14 protein-coding genes are annotated in these 18,055 nt (G+C 28.8%); all 14 read right to left on the minus strand.

All coding sequences use genetic code 11. The annotated features are described in order from the left end of the window. Positions 1-84: 84 nt before the first annotated feature. The 14 genes from BFN48_RS11545 to nagB all read right to left on the minus strand — a co-directional run bounded on the left by BFN48_RS11545 (position 85) and on the right by nagB (position 17,996). Positions 85-1,371: a glycosyltransferase gene (locus tag BFN48_RS11545; RefSeq protein WP_207644734.1), complete on the minus strand. Its 1,287-nt coding sequence runs from the start codon at positions 1,369-1,371 to the stop codon at positions 85-87. 17 nt (positions 1,372-1,388) lie between these two features. Continuing rightward, a complete protein-coding gene (locus BFN48_RS11550) occupies positions 1,389-2,135 on the minus strand; it encodes an ABC transporter ATP-binding protein (RefSeq protein ID WP_069651038.1) in 747 nt (248 codons plus the stop codon). After that, the gene (locus BFN48_RS11555; protein WP_069651039.1) at positions 2,136-2,921 is read right to left on the minus strand and encodes an ABC transporter permease; all 786 of its coding nucleotides are present in this window, start codon (positions 2,919-2,921) and stop codon (positions 2,136-2,138) included. After that, complete coding sequence (locus BFN48_RS11560; RefSeq protein WP_069651040.1) at positions 2,918-4,141, minus strand: glycosyltransferase family 4 protein; 1,224 nt, start codon at positions 4,139-4,141, stop codon at positions 2,918-2,920. Before BFN48_RS11560 ends, BFN48_RS11555 begins: the two co-directional genes overlap by 4 nt. A gap of 44 nt (positions 4,142-4,185) precedes the next feature. Then, positions 4,186-7,179, minus strand: coding sequence for an O-antigen ligase family protein (locus BFN48_RS11565; RefSeq protein WP_069651041.1), 2,994 nt, complete (start codon positions 7,177-7,179; stop codon positions 4,186-4,188). A 241-nt stretch (positions 7,180-7,420) separates the two neighbouring features. Beyond that, positions 7,421-9,250, minus strand: a complete 1,830-nt coding sequence (locus tag BFN48_RS11570) for a hypothetical protein (protein ID WP_069651042.1) — start codon at positions 9,248-9,250, stop codon at positions 7,421-7,423. A gap of 351 nt (positions 9,251-9,601) precedes the next feature. Next, on the minus strand, positions 9,602-11,698 hold the full coding sequence (locus BFN48_RS11575; protein ID WP_141706174.1) for an efflux RND transporter permease subunit: 2,097 nt from the start codon (positions 11,696-11,698) through the stop codon (positions 9,602-9,604). Positions 11,699-11,724: 26 nt separating this feature from the next. Then, positions 11,725-12,330 carry a TetR/AcrR family transcriptional regulator gene (locus BFN48_RS11580; RefSeq protein ID WP_069651044.1) on the minus strand — a complete coding sequence of 202 codons (606 nt, stop codon included), beginning with the start codon at positions 12,328-12,330 and terminating at the stop codon, positions 11,725-11,727. Between the two features lie 203 nt (positions 12,331-12,533). Continuing rightward, a complete protein-coding gene (locus BFN48_RS11585) occupies positions 12,534-13,196 on the minus strand; it encodes a PIN domain-containing protein (protein ID WP_069651045.1) in 663 nt (220 codons plus the stop codon). Beyond that, positions 13,196-13,999 (minus strand): ImmA/IrrE family metallo-endopeptidase, encoded by an 804-nt coding sequence (locus tag BFN48_RS11590; RefSeq protein WP_083238922.1) that lies wholly within the window; start codon positions 13,997-13,999, stop codon positions 13,196-13,198. Before BFN48_RS11590 ends, BFN48_RS11585 begins: the two co-directional genes overlap by 1 nt. After that, positions 13,999-14,355, minus strand: a complete 357-nt coding sequence (locus BFN48_RS11595; protein ID WP_069651046.1) for a helix-turn-helix domain-containing protein — start codon at positions 14,353-14,355, stop codon at positions 13,999-14,001. The genes BFN48_RS11590 and BFN48_RS11595 overlap by 1 nt, the downstream gene beginning before the upstream one ends. A gap of 193 nt (positions 14,356-14,548) precedes the next feature. Continuing rightward, positions 14,549-16,258, minus strand: coding sequence for a phosphoenolpyruvate--protein phosphotransferase (gene ptsP / locus BFN48_RS11600; RefSeq protein WP_069651047.1), 1,710 nt, complete (start codon positions 16,256-16,258; stop codon positions 14,549-14,551). A gap of 76 nt (positions 16,259-16,334) precedes the next feature. Continuing rightward, positions 16,335-17,255, minus strand: coding sequence for a DUF7916 family protein (locus BFN48_RS11605; RefSeq protein WP_207644735.1), 921 nt, complete (start codon positions 17,253-17,255; stop codon positions 16,335-16,337). A gap of 15 nt (positions 17,256-17,270) precedes the next feature. Beyond that, positions 17,271-17,996: a glucosamine-6-phosphate deaminase gene (gene nagB, locus BFN48_RS11610; protein ID WP_069651048.1), complete on the minus strand. Its 726-nt coding sequence runs from the start codon at positions 17,994-17,996 to the stop codon at positions 17,271-17,273. Positions 17,997-18,055 lie beyond the last annotated feature (59 nt).

Below are 18,055 nucleotides of genomic sequence, written 5' to 3' on the forward strand. Positions count from 1 at the left end.
ATCATAATATGCTTCATATATTCTATCTAATGCTTTTTGCATTCTCTAATCTGCCCCCTAACTTTATTCACTTATTAAATATAACTATATAACTTCTCTATATATACGAATAAAATTTTCTTTCTCCCTCTCCCAATTATACTTTTCCCTAGCCTTTTTACAATTTGCTTTATATTCAGCATATTTATCTGGATTATCTATCATAAAGTTTACAGCCTTTGCTATATTCTCACTTTCATGTGGATCTATAGTAACCCCAACCCGTTCTCCTTCTACCACCTTTTTTATTTCTGGAAAACTACTCGCTACAACCGGAACCTCTGCCATAATATACTCAAACAATTTATTAGAAAGAGTAGAGTAGTGGTTATAGCATATATTCTGCAATACTTGAAATCCCAGATAAGCATTTTGGGTATAATTTAGCAATTCATTCACTGGTACCTTAGGAACAAATCTTACTCTATCCATAACTCCTATTTCTTCACACAGTTTAATAATTTCATTTTTTATTTTTCCATCTCCTATAAAGACAATAACACCCTTTTTTATTTTAGGTATAGCTTCTACTATTTTTTCTAATCCTCTTCCCTGCTGTATACCACCTTGATATAACAATATTGGTTCTTCTTTTGTTATATCAAGAAGTTTATATAAATCTACACTGTGTTTTTGAGGCACTCTGTAAAATGGATAATTATGAACAACTTCTGGTTTCTCAATTCCATAAAGTTTAGCGGTATACTCAGCTCGTGTATCTGTTGTCATAATCATCTTATCAATCTTTTTTATTAAAAATTTTTCTAAATAATAATACTGTTTACCAACATAGCCTGTCCTACTTGTCTGTACTTCATGAGAGTCATATATAAGTTTACTCTTTTTAATCAATTTACATATATATCCTTGAGGTAATGTATTTAAATCATTACTGTGATATATATCATAATCTTTTCTTAAACCTTCTTTTATCATTCTAAGAAATATACAAAATCTAATATATGTCTTTAAAAATTTTGTCTTTTTTAAAAATAAATATATAAGCTTATAGACTAAAAATAATGGAAATAGTAAAATTGCAGCAGGTATCATTAATAACACCAACATTTTTTTGTTCTTCACTATTTTCTTTGTTTTAAATACTTTTCTTTTTAGCTCTTGTATTTTAATATAAATATTGGGATATCTTTTTACCCTTATCACATTAAATCCATTTAACGTTTCTTTTCTTGACAAATGAGGGTTCTTTGGATCATGAACAGCTACAACGTCCACTTCATAGCCTGCTTCTGTTAAGGCAATAGCCTCTCTTAATACTCTTGCATCGTTAGTGAAATGATTCCATACAAACATACATATTTTTTTAGACACTTCTTAACCCCCATTTCCTATTTCAAACTTCTAACAAACTCTCTGTATTTATTAATAACTTCTTCAGTATCTCCATAATCCATAACTTCACCTTTATGAATCCATAACACCAAATCACATAAATTACTTATTGCCGATAAGTTATGAGAAACAATTAATACTGTCCTATTATCTTTTATCAATTCTTTTAATCTGTTTTCACTCTTTTTTCTAAAAGATTCATCTCCAACGCCTAAAACTTCATCAATTAACAAAATATCAGGTTCAACATGTGAAGCTATCGAAAAAGCTAATCTTGTTTTCATACCTGATGAATAAGTTTTAATTGGATGATATATGAATTCTCCAAGATCTGAAAATTCAATAATTTCATTCAGCTTATTATCTATTTCTTTCTTACTAAAACCCAAAAGTAATCCATTCAAGTAAATATTCTCTATTCCTGAAAGCTCAGGTTGAAATCCTGCTCCTAATGTTAGTAAAGATACAGAATCTGAATATAACTTAATTTCACCTGAATCAGGTTTAAAAATTTTAGCTATAGTCTTTAATAGAGTTGTCTTACCTGAACCATTAGTCCCAATAATTCCAACAGTTTTACCTTTCTCTATACTAAAACTTACATTTTTTAAAGCCCAAACTTCTTTGACTCTTTTTTCTTTTTTTCCAGTGAATAATTTAATTATCTCCTGTTTCATGTTCATATTCTTAACAAATTTATATTTCAAATTTAAATTCTTTACTTCTATAGCTAATGAATTCATCTAAATCACCTTCGTATAGTTTTTATCAAATTTATATAAGTATCTCAGTCCTATAAATATAAGAATAAAACTTAATACAAACCAAAATATTAGTTGCAAATAAAGTGGCGACATTCCATACAAAAACACATTTCTATAACTTTTGTAAAAAGTAGTCATAGGATTAACCCACCATAGAAATCGAATCTTTACTGGAACACTTTCCAAATCATAAAGAGCTGGAGAAAGATAAAACCACAATCTAATTGTAAAAGATAAAATGTTATTAATATCTTTAAAATAAACACCTAAATGAGATAAAATTAATGAAACTCCTAATATAAACAAGAAATTTATTAGAAAAACCACAATAAATTCAAATAAGTGCAAAGTAAAAGGTACTCTAAAGAAAACCATCATTACAATAAGCACCATAATTCCAAATAAATATTTTGCTGTATTTATCAATGTTTTAATAAGTGGAAGGATAAATTTAGGTATATATACCTGTTGTAATATTCCTGCCTTCCCCTTTATACTACCTGTACTATCCATAATAGAAGATACAGTCCATTTCCATGGTACTAAAGCACAAAATACAAATATAGGGAAGTCCTTCCCTCCTCGATGAAATATAACCATAATTACAAGCATATAAACTAACATATACATTAATGGGTCTAAAATCCACCATAAATACCCTAGAAAAGTACTTGAAAGCTGCACTTTCAATTCAGACTTAGTAGTATATATTATATATTCTTTGTATCTAGCAAAATCTCGTAAAGTTTTTCTAAATAACGTCATTTTAACTCCATTCCTTCCTTATTGCTTATGTTCTTAATTTTAAAATCAAGTTCTTTAATATTTTTATCCCATACAAAATGTTTTAATAAATAGGTATATCCATTTTCGCCTTTCTTTTCTCTTAAGTCCTTATCTAAAGCTAATTGTAATATATATTCTGACATTTTTTTACTATCATATGGATCACATATTAAAGCACAACCCGACTCTAATAACAACCTTGCTATCTCACCTCTAACACCAGCTACTATAGGTAATTTAGTGACCATATAGTCAAAGACCTTAGATGGAATAACCGTCTCGAATATTTTTCGGTTACTCAAATGAATAATTCCGATATGACTTTTCAATAATTCTTCTACAACTTTTTCTCTTGGTAATACCCCTAAAAACTCAATGTTTTTTAAATCGTACTTTTTAGACAAACTAATAAGTTTTTCTAACTCAACTCCACCGCCTATAACACTAATTTTTATTTTTTTATAATCTTTTAGCAATTTGGCTGTTTCAATTAAAGCTTCTAATCCCTGTGCATAACCCAAATTTCCTGCATAAATTACTCTTACAAAATTATCGTCTTTTTCTATATAAGAAATTCTATTAATAAATTCATTTGCAATACCATTTGGTAAATATATAATATCAGACTCAGTCTGCCCTTTTTTCAATAGCATTTCTTTAAATGCTGTGCTATTTATTATTAATTTATCAGATTTGTTGTATAAAAATTTTTCAAATCTGTATGCAATATTTAATAAAGTTTTATTTTGGAAAATTTCAAGAGCTTTTACAGAATCAGGCCATAAATCTCTTATATCAAGGTATAATTTGCATTTATACCTTAATTTTGCAATTATCCCTAATATCCCAACAAAAATTGGTGGAGAAGTTATTATTATTAAATCAAATTTTTCTTTAATCTTTAATAACTTATATATACCACTGAATATAAATGATATATAAAGTATAAGTCTTTTAACTTTATTTCGTGAATATGACTCCAAAAATGTATTTACTCTATAAACTTTAATGTTTTCTAGTCCTTTTAGTTCATTATGATCTTTTTTCTTATATATTTCCTTATTAGGATAGGTAGGTTCACTAGTTAATACTGTTACCTTATGCCCAAGTTTATTAAGAAAATAAGATAAATTCTTCATTCTGTTTGAAGCAGCTCCTATTTCAGGAGGATAATGTTGTGTAATTATAAGTATGTTCATAATTAAACACCCTAAAATATTTATAAGATTTATATGAATACTTTTTAATATAATTTTTCTCTACTTAATTTTTTAAAAATAATCACTTCTTGTATATCAATATATCCAACGTTATCTCCACTTATCTGGAATGATATATATTGTGTTCCAGATTTTATATTCGAATCAGTTTGTATATTAAAACTATATAACTTCCAGTTTTCATTAACATTAATATTTGTTAAGCCACCCAGCATCTTATTCCCATCTTTATCCTCAAATATATAAACATTAAGTGTATCTTTATTCACATTTCCTCTAACTTTAAAATATATTTTATATTCAGTATTCGGCTCTAATTTTATTCCTTTGATATCAACACTTTCTAATGATTGTTTATTATTAATTATTCTTATAAAATTGTTTTCGTATTTTGTAGTTTCATATTTAACTTCAATTTCGTTTACATTTTTTGTTTCTAATTTGTCCAAAATTCCATCATTATTTATATCTAAATCAAAATAATAAGCAAAATCTATAATATAATCATTAGTAATCATATATTCTTTATTTTTAAGATTCTCATAATTAAACTGTATAAAACCTAGTTTATATAGTAAATCTTCATTATATTCTAATGGTCTTAATGCAGATTCATTTACTTCTTTAATCTGTTTTTTAATCTCATAAGCTCTTTCTATGACTTCTTTAGCTCTATTTAAATCTTTTTTCTGATTGATATAATAACTAAAAGCTGTTATATATGCATCACATTTTTGAATATAGTTTTCAACTCTCATAGGCTGTAATTCAACTGACTTATCAATCAATTCCAACGCTCTATCAACCTGTCCTATACTCATATAGAAAGAAGCTCCTATAGCATTAAATCTTGAATTATATCGTGCTAATTTTAGTACTTCATCCATTAAATTTTTAGCTTTTATCATATAAGTCTTATCTTTTGTAAGTTTAAACTTCACCCTATAAAAAGTTGATAAATCACTTTTATACTCTGGTTTATAAGGGTCAAACTTAGCAGCCTTTTCAAAATACTTTATAGTCTCATCTAGTTTCTTTTCTTTATTCGCTGCCAAAGCTTTTTGTGAATAATTATATCCTATAAAAATTGAACTTGATGTTATTATAAGTAAACCTAATACCACAATAAATATGCATTTAACTATTCTATTATTAGAATTTATTCTAAGCTTTGATTTTTCTTTAAAAGTTGAAAAACTGACTGTATATGTTATATTCTGAGCTAATATTCCTATTAACGCCCATAACATAAATGACATTGCAGATAAAGATAAATCAAAATCCATAAAAGCATGTATTAATATCGATATTACCGAAACATACACAGAAACAGCTAAAATTCTATTGTTATCCTCTTTTAAGTTTTTATATGCCTTATATGTAAAATATGATAAATAGAATATAAAAATAATAAACAGAACTAACCCAATAAAGCCTATTTCTATCCACATTTGAAGAAAATAATTATGTGCTTGAGTAGTCCAATACATATATGATTGATAAGCTTGATAAAGTGTTACCCAACCTCCTCCACCAGTTCCAAATAAAAAGTTGTCTTTGATTATTTTAAAAGCATCTTGGTAAAATGTAAGCCTTCCCTGAGCACTATTATTTTTTAAATTAATACTTTCTAATCTAGAAATAATACTTTCAGGTATATATTTATATTTCAATGGTATTTTCTTTATAATTTCTTTAGTTTGACTATTCATTAATATAACTTCTTTAAAAGTAATTGAAGTTTTTGAATAATAATTTACAAAATAAATCTTTAGAAATTCAGTTTTTTCAAGAGTCTTAAATTGTACTTTTAATTCATTCTTCAAATCATCATATATGTTAAAATATTCAATTTTTTCTAAATTTCCAACAGAATCTACGCTATATACTCTTATTTGCCCTGAGTATGGTTTTTTATACTTATTAGCCGACTCATATTTTATCACTAATTCATACTCTTTTTCTGGTTGTACCCCTTCTACATTTCTTATTATTCTTGTCCAACTATCTTCAGTTGTATTATTAGTTAATGTTAAAGGTACTACAATATTGGCAATATATACAATGAAACTAACTAGAACAGCTAATATAATTATCAAATGTACTATAAATTTTCTAACAGATATTTCTCTTAAATTCTTATCAAATTGTGAAACAACATAAATTAAAATACCTGTTAATAGACTTGGTAAAATAAATATAAACCATAGCAAATAATTTTTCCCTTCTAAATTTTGAGAAAATAAAAACGCAAATATAGTCGCAAACAGAATAGTTATAAATAAATATACAATAGTTTCTATTTTCCTTTTTACAGGAATAATTGTAACAAAAAATATTAATATAAAAGGTAGTATCAACCACATCCCTCTTGAATAAGTAAGGATAAATGTAAATATTAAAATATTAGAAAAAACGCCATATATACCTTTTACAATTTTTCTATCTTCTATAACTAATAATCCTAATGTAATAAGAAGCAGAGCTCCCAAATAAGAAGCTAATGCATTAGGATACTGCAATGTAGAATTTATTCTACCATTAACAAAAGCACCATTATAATTCCAAGTACCTATAGCACTACCTATTCCAATAATAGCTACAATTACTGCACTAATCACTAGAATATTAAGTAATATCTTTTTTCTATTCTTGATATAACCTAAATCTTTCACTAACAAAAATATAAATAAGTAATTCGAATATCTTAGAAACTCACTGATAGCCAACCTAGTATTTACTCCATAAAAAATAGAAATAAAATACATGAAAACTATACCAACTGCTAATATATCTAAAGTGGTGTTTATCAGTTTATATTCTTTATCCTTAAATTTTATTATAAGCCAAATCAATGCCAGTGCAAACAAAAGCATATGTGCTGGCAGTAACTCTTTTTCAAAATATAATCCTCTGAAAAACGGAGAAAAAAATAATACTATACATAACCCGATGAAAATTATCCTTTCAACAAAAGATATAGTTTTTAGTTGTACTTTAGATATTTTTGTTTGCATTTAATTACCTCCGTCAATATAAATTAAACATTCATGTAAAATTAGTAGAATTATTCCCTTTAATATACACAATCTTACAAAACCTCTCAGATTTTACCATCAGTCAATATCTTTCGACAATGATATATTTATTTCTATGTTTTATTTAAAAATCCTTCTTTTTTTGCTCTTTATATTGATTTTAAAGTAATAGAATATGTTATGCATGAATATAAAACAAGAGGCGGAATTTCCGCCCCTCTTAATTAAATATATCTTTTATAGCATTTTTAACCCAAGCAAAGAAACCTTGTTTTTCTTTCTTTGTTTCTACTTTTACTATCTTCTTCTCTTTAGTTTTTTTGATTTCATCTGTTTTCATGATAAATTTTACACTACCTGTCATGTCTTCGCCTAATCCTGTAAATGTTTGGTAGTTTTCTGATAGCTTTAACATTTCATCTTTTACTTCGATTATTTCCTCTAAATCTTTAGTGCTTTCCTCTACTTTGTCTTTAAGCTCTCCTATTCCCTCTTGATCAAATTTTTTCATGTTTTTATTCAATTCTTCTGTTCCTTTTGCTAGTTGTTTTGCTCCATCTGATAATTTACTCATTCCATCTGTTAGTTTCTTATTGCCTTTACTAAATTCATCTGCACCATTTACTAAAGCACCCGCTCCTTTATCGAGCTGAGCTAAACCCTCAGTAACTTTTTGTGAACCTATTACTAACTGTTGTGTTCCTTCTACAAATTCATTAGCTCCATTATTTAATTCAACTGCTGCACTATTTAGACTATCAGCTCCAACAGCTAGTCCTTGGCTGCCTTCTTTTAATTTATCTACAGCCGGTTTTAATGTTTTGGCACCTTCACTTAATCTTTCTAGCCCGTTTACTAAATCTTTTTGTCCTTCATTAACTTTTGTAAGCTCAAGGTTTAACTTACTAAAACCTTCTTGTGCTGCTTTGATCCCTTCTTCTATTTTAGATAATCCTTCTAGAAATTGTGTTCCTGAATCTTTTAACTGCTGCATATTATTTCTCTGTTCATTAAGTCCTGCTACAAGCTTTTCGCCTAATTCTTTTACAACAGGAACATTTTCTGTTTTTTCAGCTATGTCTATTAATGTATCTATTCCCGCTATAAGTATATCTATAACTTTTAATTCTTTTTCTTTTCCTTTTTTAAGTTCTTCTAATCCTTCTATACTTTGAGAAAATCCTAAGTTTATTTGCTCCTGCCCTTTAATTATTTCTTCTGTACCTGTAACTAGTTTTTTAGCACCTTCCGCCAATTCATCTGTATTGTCTACTATTTGTCCAACTCCTTCTGCTACCTGTTTAGCTCCATCTGCAAATTTCTTTGATTTATTTGCATACTGCACAGCACCTTCGCTAAACTGTACTGCTCCTGCTCCAAATTTATTTGCTCTATCTGATAATATCTTAACTCCATCTGAAACCTGTTTAGCTCCCATATGAGCATCTTTTATACCCTTTCCTAATTTTGTTATTCCGTTCTTCAATTGAGATGAAGCCTGGTCTAGTTGATACATTCCATCTTGCAATTTATCAATGTTTTCAACTAACATTTTCTGTCCTTCAGTTATTTGGCCAGTAGCATCGCTTAACTTACCACTTGCTTCCTTTAGTTTTTCTATACCGTCAATAAGTTCTGTAATATTATCTGCTCCTTTAAATGAATCAATTTCTGGAATTTCTGGGGTAACTGTAATCATTATAGGTCCCATCTCAAATTCTTTTACATCTGCTGTAATCTCCAAATTTTCTGGTGTGTCAAAAATATTACTATCTATATCAAAACTTTCCTTCATTCCTGGTAGCGTGATAAATGTTATAATTTGATTGTTGCCATCTGAAACTATCTTTCCACTATTTGTTTTCACGCTAGTAAACTTTTCTATAGGAAGATTTACTACGACAGCAGTTACAAATGGAGTGTATATCTTCCTGTTTTTCCCCTTTATTTTTACAGTATAGCTATCTTTATTTTTCACTTCTATGTTTATTTTTACCTTTCCAGACTTTCCTGCTAATTCCTTTGGATCAATTTCTTTTCCATCTAACATATATGTTATTTTTACACCAACTGGCAGTTCTTTATCTGTTTTCCCTTGATAGAAGATGTCATTTTTATCTGTTTTCCAAATAAGTTTATCGCCTTCTTTTTCTGGTATTTCTTCTCCTTTGACATTTTTTATATTTTCTAATATTGTTCTGTCTACTATTTCTTCTTTTTTCTCATCTGAATGAAGCCAAACGCTAACTATTTTATCTTTTGGTACTCCCTGCTCTGTTAATGTAACATAAACTGTCTCTTTTTTTCAATTGCTCCTTTTGCAAATACAGCATTTGAAAGAAGTATTGTAAAAACTAAAGTAGTGCTTAATACCTTCATTAATTTACTGTTTTTTTCATAACTAATTCCTCCCTTTTGTCAAAACCTTAAGTCTTGGTCTTGTTCTCCAGTTTTTGCTTGTTGCTGAAATTACTCCTTCTGATACTAGCAACACTGCTGGTAATAAGAACAGTATTGCAAACATACTTATAATTGCTCCTCTTGCTATCATCATGCTAAGGCTTCTAATCATCTCTATTTTTGCTATAAATCCTACTCCTACTGTCGAACCAAAGAAAGTTAAAGCACTTGTAACAATTGATTTTGCTGAACTTTTAAGAGTTATTCTCATTGATTCGTATTTATCATGTCCATTTCTCAATTCTTCTCTAAATCGTGTGGTTAATAATATCGCATAATCGACTGTTGCACCTAACTGAATACTTCCTATAACTATTGATGCAATAAAAGGAATTACAGTTCCCATGTAATAAGGTATTGCCATATTTATAAATATTGCTAATTCTATAACTCCAACTAATAGAACTGGTACTGATATTGATGCAAATAGTATTAGAATTATCACAAATATAGCAAGTATTGAAATAAAGCTAACTCTTTTAAAGTCGATATCTGCTATTTCAACTAAGTCTTTTGTTAAAGCACCTTCTCCTGTAATGTATGCATTTTCATCATATTTTTTAATAATTTCTCTTAGTTTGACAACCTGTTCATTTTGTTCATCAGTTGCAGCTTTGTATATTGAATTAGCAAGTATTAATTTATATCCATCTTTTACAAATTGTTCTTTAATCTCTTTAGGTATGAACTCCTCTGGTATAGCAGGACCTAATATTTTATCGTAACCTATTACCTTTTCTATACCATCTACTCTTTCTATTTCTTCTATCATCTCTTTTACCTTAAATGTAGGTATATCTTCTTTGACAATAATCATATGAGTAGTTGTCATATTGTACTCATCTTTAAGTTTATTTAAAGCTACTATTGATTCCATATCTTTTGGCAGCGACTCGTCTAAGTTATAGTAAACTTGAGTGTTATTTTTACCATATAGTGATGGTATGAACAATATGATGATTACAACAATAAATACTTTATAGTACCTTGTTACAACAGATGATAGTTTATTGAATTCTGGAAGTACAGTTCCATGGTTAAACCTATGAATTACTTTGTCAAATGTTAAAATTAAAGCTGGAAGTATAGTTACAGTAGCTATTACGCCTATAAATACTCCTTTTGCCATGACTATTCCGATATCTTTACCTAATCCTAATTGCATCGCAACTAAAGCTAAGAAACCTGCTATTGTTGTAAGAGAACTTCCTAATATAGATGCTGCTGTCTTTGAAATGGCTATAGCCATAGCTTCATTTTTATCCGTCGTATGTTTTAGTTCATCTTCGTACCTGTGCAGCAAGAATATTGAATAGTCCATCGTTACACCCAATTGCAGTACTGCTGCAAGTGATTTAGTGATATATGAAATTTCTCCTAAAAAAGTATTTGTTCCAAAGTTATATACAATTGCTATACCTATTGCTAGTAAAAATATTATTGGTATTATTGTAGATTCTAATGTTAAAGCCAATACTATTACTGCTAATACTACTGCTAACAGTACATATATCGGTGTTTCTCTATCAGCTAAATCGATAGTATCTTTTACTATTGCTGACATACCACTTAAAAAACACTGTTTGTTTAGAACTTTTCTGATGTCTTCTATCGCTTTTTGTGTCTCATCTGATGCAGCTTCGTTTTCAAACTGAATTGTAAGTAATGTTGAATTTTCTCTAAAGAACATGTCTTTTATTTCACTAGGCAATATCTCTTTTGGAATGCTTTCGTCTAAAAAATCGCTTATCCAGAAAACTTTTTCTACACCATCTATTTGTGAAATCTTTTCCTTTATTTTGACAACATCTTTAGGTTCCATATTTTCTATCATAAGCATTCCAGTAGCTGCATTAGAGAATACATCATTTAATATGCGTTGTCCTTTCATGGAATCTAAATCTTCAGGAAGATAAGTTAATATATCGTAGTTTATTCTTGTTTTAATTAGTCCATATACTGAAGGTATTAATAAAAGCACTGCAACTATTAAAACTAGTACTCTGTTTTTGGCTATAAATCTACCAAATTTAAGCATGTGCCCATCTCCTTTTTTTATTTGAATTATTTTTCTATCATTTTGCGAATTGTTTTAAATAATATTGGTTTCATTTCGTCAATCGTAGTTGGTTCTTCTAATATTATTGAGCTGTAGCATATTGACCCTGTTAGTTCTATAATCATAAACAGAATCTTTTCCGGATCTTCTGAATCGTACTTTTCATCTTTAATCTTTTCCATGAAAAATTTAAAAACTTCTTTCATTTCATCATAGCCACTTGTGTCTGACAGAGCTTTCCTATATAGCCCCCATGAAAGATTTTTGTAAATAAGTTTTAGTAGTACCTTATTGTCCTTTAGGTATTCGATGATATAATCAATAAAGAAAATAACCTGCTCAACAAAATCTGTTATTTCCTGTTCATTTGTAGCTTCGATAGCTTCTTTTAATATTGATGAACTTTTTCTAAGTATAATTCTGTCTAAAATATCGTATTTGTCCTTAAAATACAGGTAAAAAGTTCCTTTAGCTACACCAGCTTTTTTCACTATATCACTTATTGCTGTATTATGAATTCCCTTTGTTGTGAATAGCTCATACGCTGCAGCATATAGCGATTTTTCTTTCATTTGTTTATTTTTTAATACTTTTGACAGTTTGTTTACCATACAACTCTCCTTTCAGAATTATGACTATTGGTCATTTTTTATATTTTAAATATACTATTAAAATGACCAATGGTCAATATTTTTATTCATTAATTTTTTGCAATAAAAATAGGACGGATTATCCGTCCAAAACCTATCGACTAACTTATATTTCGAAATAACTAACAGCCAATAACTATCAACTATCGACCATTATGCTTGTCCTAACAAGAATTATTCTTCAAAAACTTTTTCAATTCAATCATTTTCTTTGAAAAATCTATATTCTTTTCTTTACAGTAATTCTCTATCCATTCCCTATCCCTTTTTTTGCCATATTTTTGACTAAACCGCCTTACTGTCCTTTTTATTCTACTACAAAAATCCATTGGCTTATCTAATACACAGTTGACTGCTTCAAAATCCTCATATAACATATTTAAAGTATTTTCTGAACTTATGTATTTAAGAAACAATAATTCGTAAAATGCAAATGGAATAACATCTTCTATTATTTCTCTTAGCAATGTATCATGTGGCCCATACTTTTTTGTATCATCTGAAACTAATGCAGCTATTCCTATAGCCTTTGCTAAAGCTATAGCATAAAGTTCACCTAAATCAAACAAATATCTGTTTTCTTCACAATATTCATCGAATAGATTTTTTACTCCAAAGTTTTTTAAATCTTTGTCAGTTATTATAATAATACGCCCTTCATCTACATCTTTAATGAATTCATCAAAAATTTCGCTACCATTGTTTTTTAATTCAACATTTACTAGATACTCATAAATATATAATTTTTTAAACGTAGAGAAAAAGAGATCTTTTTTGCCGCTCTTATACAAATGAATTATAATATCCGTATCCAAAGATGCTTCCATTATTCAAACTCCTCAAAAAGTTCATCAATATCTATTTCATCTTCTTGAGCGGCAACCTCTTTTTTAAACTCTTCTGAATCTAACCCAATCAGTTCTAAAGCTTTTTTAAAGCTAGAATAAGGAATATAATCTTTTTCATAATTACTAATCACAAACTCTAAATATCTACTTGGAACCTTTATTAATTCTGTAGGTTTTAACAATCTTTCATCTGCATTAATCATTTTGAACAATTTTCCTGATGTATAAACCCTTCGTTCATTAAATAATTTCTTTCTGTGATCTTCAGTAATCAAACCTAGTTCATGCAACCTAATAACTGCGGTGCTATAACTAACATTAAATTCTATTTGTATTCTAACAATATCTAAACCTTCTATTTGTCTATATGGCTTTTTTAGTTCATATTTTATGAACTCCTCGACTAAAATTTCCGGCATTAAAAAACAAGCAGCAAAATAGTTTGCACGTTTTTCTATTAAATTATTTTCTAGCTTATCTATATCTATGTCAATTTTTAAATCCTGAATATTTCCATTAAAATCATATATAATGTGCCCCAATTCATGTGCTATTGTATAAATCTCTCTAGATAAAATTTCAGATGTGTTTGATACGATAATTTTTTTCCCTCTATAAACAGTTGCAAAACCACATAAAACATCCTTCCCAAATGGATATCTAATCAAATCAATATCCATTCGTTCTATTAAGTTAAAAATATCCTTAATACCATAAGATTCTATTTTATATTCTTGTCTAAGTTTTAATGCCTTCTTGGCTATATCAGATTTACTAATCATTATATACAATCACCCTTCTTCATCTGATAATATAACTTTTCATGAGCAGAAAATACCTTTAAAATTTCCTCAATCTTTTCAACAGCTTTAACAGCTTTAGTTTTATCAGACTTTTCACGAAATAAACTAACTAAATCTTTTTTTTCTTCCGTTACTTTTGTTATCTCGCTAGTAGGAATATTAAAATACTCAGCAATCTTTTTTATTACTACATAAGATATTGAAGTTTGCCCATTTTCTAATCTTGAATAACGCTGTCTTGATGTCCCTAATACTTTTGCCATTTCCTCTTGAGTTATATTTCGCTCTGTACGTAACTCTTTTATTCGGTTAGCTAAAATGTAACTTATACTCATATTATAACCCCCTCACCTTAGTTATGATTTTATAACATATTTATAGAATTATCAATATTATTTGTAATGTTTTTGTTACTTATACTATAATATATAAAATTAATATTAAATTGTTACCAATAATAATTATTAAATAATTAAATAATGCAAAAAAATAACTGAAGGTATAATTCCTTCAGTTAATAAGCTTATTTTACTCTATACTAATATTCTCATCTATAAACTTTTCTACTTCTTCTGCTGTTGGTAGGTTTAATACGTGCTGTGCTAACTTTTTCATCTTTTTTTGTTCTATGTTTGTTATTATCCATCTTGCTCTTAGTATTGATATAGGACTCATGCTAAATTCGTCTAGTCCCATTCCTATTAGTATTGGTATTAGTTTTGGGTCTCCTGCTGCTTCTCCACACATTCCTATCCATATTCCTTCTTTATGTCCGTTGTCTATTACTTGTTTTATTAATCTTAATAGTGCTGGGTGATATTGACTATATAGATATGATATTTTTCTGTTTCCTCTGTCTACTGCTGTTATGTATTGGATTAAATCGTTTGTCCCTATACTGAAAAAGTCAACTTCTTTTGCTAATATGTCTGACATTATTGCTGCTGATGGTATTTCTATCATCATTCCTACTTCTATCTCTTCATTGAATTTTATGTTTTCTTTTCTTAAATCTTCTTTTACTTCTTCTAGTATTTGTTTTGCTTGTCTTAGTTCTTCTATGCTTGATATCATTGGAAACATTATTTTTATGTTTCCATATATGCTTGCTCTTAATAGTGCTCTAAGCTGGGTTTTGAAGATTTCTGTTCTATCTAAACAAAGCCTTATAGCTCTATATCCTAAAAATGGATTCATTTCTTTTGGTAGTTCTAAATATGGTAGGTCTTTATCTCCTCCTATATCTAATGTCCTTATTACTACTGGTTTTCCTTTTAGCTTTTCTGCTACTTCTTTGTATGCACTAAATTGTTCTTCTTCTGTTGGTAGACTTTTTCTGTCCATGTATAGAAATTCTGTTCTATATAGTCCTACTCCTTCTGCATCATTTCTAATTACTCCTTCTACATCTTTTGGTGTTCCTATGTTTGCTACTAGTTCTACTTTAAATCCATCCTTTGTTATGCTTTCTCTTCCTTTTAGCTGCTTAAGTTTATTTTTGTATTTTTGATATTCTTCTTTTTTGTCTTTGTATTCTTTTAGTGTTTCTTTGTCTGGGTTTATTATTACTATTCCTTCTTCTCCATCGAGTATCACTATGTCTTTATTTTTTACTTTTTTTGTTATTCCTTCTACTCCTACTACAGCTGGTAACTCTAATGTTCTTGCCATTATTGCTGAATGGGCTGTTTTTCCACCTATTTCTGTGATGAATCCTAATACTTTTTCTTTGTCCATTTGTGCTGTGTCTGACGGAGTTAAGTCTTTGGCTACTATTATTACTGCTTCGTCTAGTTTTGATAAATCTATTGTTTCTATTCCTAGTAATTCTCTTATTACTCTGTTTGATACATCTTTTATGTCTGCTGCTCTTTCTTTCATGTATTCATTGTCCATGTTTTGAAATATTTCTAGAAATTTATCTGTTACTTGTTTTAGTGCATGTTCTGCGTTTATTTTTTCTGTTTTTATTTTTTCTTCTACTTGTCCAAAGTATTCTGGATCATCTAGTATCATTATGTGTGCTTCGAATATTTTTGCTTCTTCTTGTCCTATGTTTTCTAGTGTGTGCTGATATAGGGAATCTATTTGTTGTTTACTTACTTTTATTGCTTTGTTTAGTCTTTTTATTTCATCTTCTATATTGTCTATATTCTTTTTTTCTATTTTTATTTGAAAGTCTTTTTTTATCAGCACTTTTCCTATAGCTATTCCTGGTGAAGCTGCTATTCCTTTCATTTTTTATGCCTCCTGTTCTAAACATAGTATCAAAATTTCAATCAATTATTAACTTTTATAAAGCTAAACTCTATTATTATCTATTTACTGATCTTGCCATTCTTCTATAAGTATGTCTTTTTCCTCTTATGGCAATAGAATAAGCCATAATATTCTCAGGTATAGCTACTCCAGTAAAACCCGCATCTCCTATATGATGCATATCAGCACCGGCCATTTTGCTGTTTAAAGCAATTGTCTTTATTGTATTTTCATCAGCTCCTTCTTGTGAAGTCCCAATAGTTGTCATAGCTAATGCTCCGTATTTGTGAATAACATCTATTAGCATTTTAGCATATTGGGTAGTCATTCCAGGCACAGTCCCAGGAGCAGGTAAAAGTATAATATCACTGCCAGCTTCAATAAACTCTACAATTGTTTTTTCATCAATTATTCCTCCACCTGATTCATGTATACTACCAGCACCATGCATTTTACCAGAAATTATAATAATGTCGTTTCCTACTTTGTCTCTTATTTCTTTTATTGAATCTACTATCTTTTTATTTGTAACTCCAGTTTTAGGATTCCCAGTTAAAACTACCATATCGATACCATGTTCAATAGCTTTTTTTACATTCTCTGGTGTTGCTAATCTTCCATTTGGTAATTCTACACGTTTTTCAACTAATTCAGCATCTAAATCTACTGGTTCTAAGTTTATGCCTACAAATCTACCAGTTAATCTTTTTATCTCACTTACTACTTTTTTTCCTTTTTCTATAGGTAATCCTAAAACTTGAGGATTGTTTACGTCATAGAAGTTTAAAAGCACTATATCAGCACCAAAAGCACATACTAATTCAACATTACTAACATCTCCATAAAGAGGAGGGTATACACCTACAACTTCAGAAACAACAGTTCTTCCTTCAGCAGCCCTTATACTTTGAATAATCTCATTCTTTGACATTTTGTATATATCAGAAGTATTTAAGTCGAGAATTCTCTTTATCATAATAAACCCCCTAATCTATAATAATGAAGCTGCTTTCTTATCAGCTATAAGGATAACATCTGGATGTAGTTGTAATACAGATGCAGGTACTTCTGGTGTAATTTTACCTTTAACTGCTTTATATATAGCCTCTGCTTTTTCTTTTCCGGAAGCAAGCAGAATAATCTTCCTTGCATGCATTATAGTCTTTATTCCCATACTTATTGCTTTAGTAGGAACTTCCTGTATTGAATTAAAGAATCTAGAATTTGCTTTTATTGTATCTTCATCAAGTTCTACTAAATGTGTTTTAGCTTCAAATTTTAAGGCTGGCTCATTAAAACCTATATGTCCATTTCTTCCAATTCCTAATACTTGTAAATCTATACCTCTCGCTTGTTGTATCTTTTTTTCGTATTCTTCACATTCTTTTTCAATACTTTCTGCCATCCCATTTGGAATATGTACATTTTCTTTTTTTATGTTTACGTGATTAAATAAGTTTTCCATCATGTAGTAGTGATAACTTTGTGGATTTTCTTTTGGCAAACCATAATATTCATCTAAGTTAAATGTCTTTATGTTGGCAAAGTCTATATCCCCATTATTGTAAAGTTTTATTAATTCTCTATACACTCCCTTTGGTGTATCACCTGTCGCAAGACCTATAACGCTATCTGGTTTTAGTATAATCTGACTTGCTACTATATTTGCTGCTTTTCTGCTCATTTCCTCATAATCCTTTACAACTACTATTTTCATAGCCTTGCCCTCCTTAAGAAACCGTCATTCGATTTCCGTTTTTCGCTTTTCGCAAAGAC

The sequence above is a fragment of the Caloranaerobacter ferrireducens genome (genome assembly GCF_001730685.1).
Taxonomy (GTDB): domain Bacteria; phylum Bacillota; class Clostridia; order Tissierellales; family Thermohalobacteraceae; genus Caloranaerobacter; species Caloranaerobacter ferrireducens.

Excerpts from the sequence above, each read along its gene's own strand:
- BFN48_RS11550 (WP_069651038.1), bottom strand. The coding sequence starts at position 2,135 with ATGAATTCATTAGCTATAGAAGTAAAGAATTTAAATTTGAAATATAAA.
- BFN48_RS11555 (WP_069651039.1), bottom strand. The coding sequence starts at position 2,921 with ATGACGTTATTTAGAAAAACTTTACGAGATTTTGCTAGATACAAAGAA.
- BFN48_RS11560 (WP_069651040.1), bottom strand. The coding sequence starts at position 4,141 with ATGAACATACTTATAATTACACAACATTATCCTCCTGAAATAGGAGCT.
- BFN48_RS11565 (WP_069651041.1), bottom strand. The coding sequence starts at position 7,179 with ATGCAAACAAAAATATCTAAAGTACAACTAAAAACTATATCTTTTGTT.
- BFN48_RS11570 (WP_069651042.1), bottom strand. The coding sequence starts at position 9,250 with ATGTTAGATGGAAAAGAAATTGATCCAAAGGAATTAGCAGGAAAGTCT.
- BFN48_RS11575 (WP_141706174.1), bottom strand. The coding sequence starts at position 11,698 with ATGCTTAAATTTGGTAGATTTATAGCCAAAAACAGAGTACTAGTTTTA.
- BFN48_RS11580 (WP_069651044.1), bottom strand. The coding sequence starts at position 12,330 with ATGGTAAACAAACTGTCAAAAGTATTAAAAAATAAACAAATGAAAGAA.
- BFN48_RS11585 (WP_069651045.1), bottom strand. The coding sequence starts at position 13,196 with ATGGAAGCATCTTTGGATACGGATATTATAATTCATTTGTATAAGAGC.
- BFN48_RS11590 (WP_083238922.1), bottom strand. The coding sequence starts at position 13,999 with ATGATTAGTAAATCTGATATAGCCAAGAAGGCATTAAAACTTAGACAA.
- BFN48_RS11595 (WP_069651046.1), bottom strand. The coding sequence starts at position 14,355 with ATGAGTATAAGTTACATTTTAGCTAACCGAATAAAAGAGTTACGTACA.
- ptsP (WP_069651047.1), bottom strand. The coding sequence starts at position 16,258 with ATGAAAGGAATAGCAGCTTCACCAGGAATAGCTATAGGAAAAGTGCTG.
- BFN48_RS11605 (WP_207644735.1), bottom strand. The coding sequence starts at position 17,255 with ATGATAAAGAGAATTCTCGACTTAAATACTTCTGATATATACAAAATG.
- nagB (WP_069651048.1), bottom strand. The coding sequence starts at position 17,996 with ATGAAAATAGTAGTTGTAAAGGATTATGAGGAAATGAGCAGAAAAGCA.